The sequence below is a fragment of the Aeromonas sp. HMWF014 genome, assembly GCF_963878295.1.
In the GTDB taxonomy this organism is placed as follows: Bacteria; Pseudomonadota; Gammaproteobacteria; order Enterobacterales; family Aeromonadaceae; genus Aeromonas; species Aeromonas popoffii.
On record NZ_CAWNYS010000456.1, the window covers coordinates 8,244 to 10,819 of the forward strand.

Annotated in this window: 2 protein-coding genes and 1 pseudogene; 1 reads left to right on the forward strand and 2 read right to left on the reverse strand. The window is 62.2% G+C overall.

What is annotated here, in order from left to right; translation table 11 throughout:
* A pseudogene (locus tag AAC083_RS23315) lies at positions 1–735 on the reverse strand (LTA synthase family protein); the annotation flags it as partial.
* 254 nt (positions 736–989) lie between these two features.
* Here AAC083_RS23315 and AAC083_RS17905 point away from each other — a divergent pair.
* Positions 990–2,078 (forward strand): hypothetical protein, encoded by a 1,089-nt coding sequence (locus AAC083_RS17905; protein WP_108537321.1) that lies wholly within the window; start codon positions 990–992, stop codon positions 2,076–2,078.
* 95 nt (positions 2,079–2,173) lie between these two features.
* On the opposite strand, the gene AAC083_RS17910 is transcribed toward AAC083_RS17905, so the two are convergent.
* On the reverse strand, positions 2,174–2,576 hold a 403-nt coding region (locus AAC083_RS17910), incomplete at its 5' end, for an ACT domain-containing protein (RefSeq protein WP_441296524.1).

Here is a 2,576-nt window from a genome sequence, read left to right on the forward strand (position 1 = left end):
GTAGTAGTGCTCGGGCCGAAAGCCTGACCAGAGCAGAAATTCCCCCAGTTTGAACACCACGAAGCCGTGCAGTAGCACGAAGGTGAGGTTGCCGAGCAGCAGGCTGCCGATGATCCGCCAGCGCAAGCTGCGTCTGAGGCGGGGCAGCACGGTTCTGAGCACGGCGGCGCTCAGGGCCAGCACCAGCACCAGACTGGTGAAGAGGTAGCTGAGGTTGAAGCCCTGCTCCGGCAGGGTCTGCAGGATCTGGCTGAAGTCGGCACTCTCGGGGCGATCCGCCAGCAGCAGGCCGATCCGCAGCTGATAGCGGCTGGACAGGGCATCGTCTGGCGCCCTTAGTGTGCTGTTGAGATCCAGGGTACAGCGGGTTTCGTTGCACACCTGCCGCTTGTATACCGCTTGATTCAGTTGATCGATCCGCTCCCCCCGTTCATTGAGCAACTCCACCCGAACCCTGTCCCCTTCCTGCAGCGGCCCCTGCAACTGCCACTGGCTGCGCACCACCAGGTAGAGGCCTCGGCTGTCGCTCTTGTAGAGCAGGGCGTGACGGGTGAGGGTGGCAATCGGCTGATCGGCAGGCCCCAGTACCAGCGGCTGGGCCCGACCTAGCCAGCTGCCGGGATTAATCAGCGGCAGTATCAGGGTCAGCAGCAGCAGCGCGGCCAGCACGCCAAGCAGCAGAGAGGGCAGGCTGGGTACCCTGGCTGACAAGCGTGCTGAAGGGGGGACTTTCATATGAGCTCATCCTTTGAGCGAGTGATGACGGCAACTGGCTGCTGCATTTAATTTGACCCGATGGTGGGGGGCTTGTTCCTTGTTGTCAATTTAATGACAAGACAATGAATATGTCGTGACCATGAAGCCATGCAAACTGTGATCCGGATCGGACGGTCACACTCATTCTGTGATGAAAGCGTCATCATGACGCTTTGCCTCTGGTCTGTGCCTGCCTTACTGCTTAGTCTCTCAATAATGATGGAGGTGCATGTATGAATCCCAAGGTAGCGGCACGTCAGGCAAGATTGCTCCGCATGTTGGAGAGCAAGGAGGAGATCCGGATTGGGCGCGAGCGGGATTGCCCCTTGCCACTGGCGCAGCTGGTGAGACTCAAGGCAGATCATCCCACCGTGCTCAAGGTGTATCGTCACGGCCTCACCGCCGAGGTGTTTCACCTCAAGGTGGACGGACATCACTGGTGCCTGAAACGGCGCCGACACGACTCCCTGGTGGCCAACGTCGATGGCAAGACCGCCTTCCTGACCGAGCTGGAGCGGCGACGCGAGATAGAGGCCCTGCGCGAGCTGCACCCCACCATTCTCTCCAATGTGGTCTGTACCTGCTTCGGTTCGGCCCGGGCCGGGTTGCTTATCTCCCCCTGGCTGCGGGGCGTGCCTGTGCATGATCTCAACGAGCGCAATCTGGCCCAGATGCTGGCGGTGCAGGCCGAGCTTGCCCACTGGGGCTGGTTTGACTGGGATCCGAGCCCGGGCAACCTGCTCGACGATGGCCAGCAGATCACCGTGTTCGACTTTGGCTACATGTGGCCGTTCGATCCCCATCATGAATTCAACTCAAACGGTCTCGCCGATCCCCAGTTTCATGTGCCCGAGCGGCTGGAGACCCGCACTCTCTCGGGCCTCTGGCTCGACGAGCCGGACCCTCTGCCGCAATTTCGCTACTGGCGCGGCCTCTGCCTGAGTTGGGTGCAGCGCGAGCTGCAATACCTGACACGGGAGGGCGCCAGCGCCCCCGTGCTGGCCCGCTTGCAGGGCTTGCAGGGGGAGTGGAGCTCGGCACTGGCCAGCGACGCGGCGCTCGCCGCCAACTGGTGGCGCGATATGTATCGCAGCCACAGGCTCGACATCCAGGATGATCTCAGCGGCAAGAGCTGTGGCCCGCTCACCCTGCGTCGGCTCGACTGGCTGGAGCGGGCGGTGACCGAGCACTTCACCGAGCTGGTGGACAACTTGGGGCCTGACGAAGCCGGGCTCGACCAGGCGGCGCTGCTGGCCCGGCTTGCTGGCCTGCGCGAGGAGATCTGCGCCTGTCTGCTGCCGGTGCCCACCCTGGTGGTGTAAGCGGGCGCGGGAATCTAGGTCAATGACACTCGTAGCAACGCAATGAGGGGCACCCTGGGTGCCCCTCATTTATGCAGTGTCAAATGCTGGCTGGCTCAGTCGAGCAGCTCCTGGTGGAGGCGGTTGACGATGTGGCCAGCCTCCTCTTCCTTGACCAGGAAGCAGAGGTTATGGGTGCTGGCGCCGTAACAGATCATACGGATATTGTGCTCGCGGATGGCGTCAAAGACCTGGCTGCCCACCCCGGCCGCCTCGCTCATGCTGTTGCCGATGAGTGCCACCAGGGCCAGCCCGGTTTCGACCTTTACCTTGCACAGCTGACCCAGTTCGGCCAGCACCTTGTCACTGAGCATGGGTTCGCCGTTGCTCTGGCTGCCGGTGTGATCCAGGGTCAGCGACACGTTCACCTCCGACGTGGTGATGAGATCCACCGAGATGCGGTGACGGGCCAGGATGCCAAACACCTCTGCCAGGAAGCCATAGGCGTGGAACATGTTG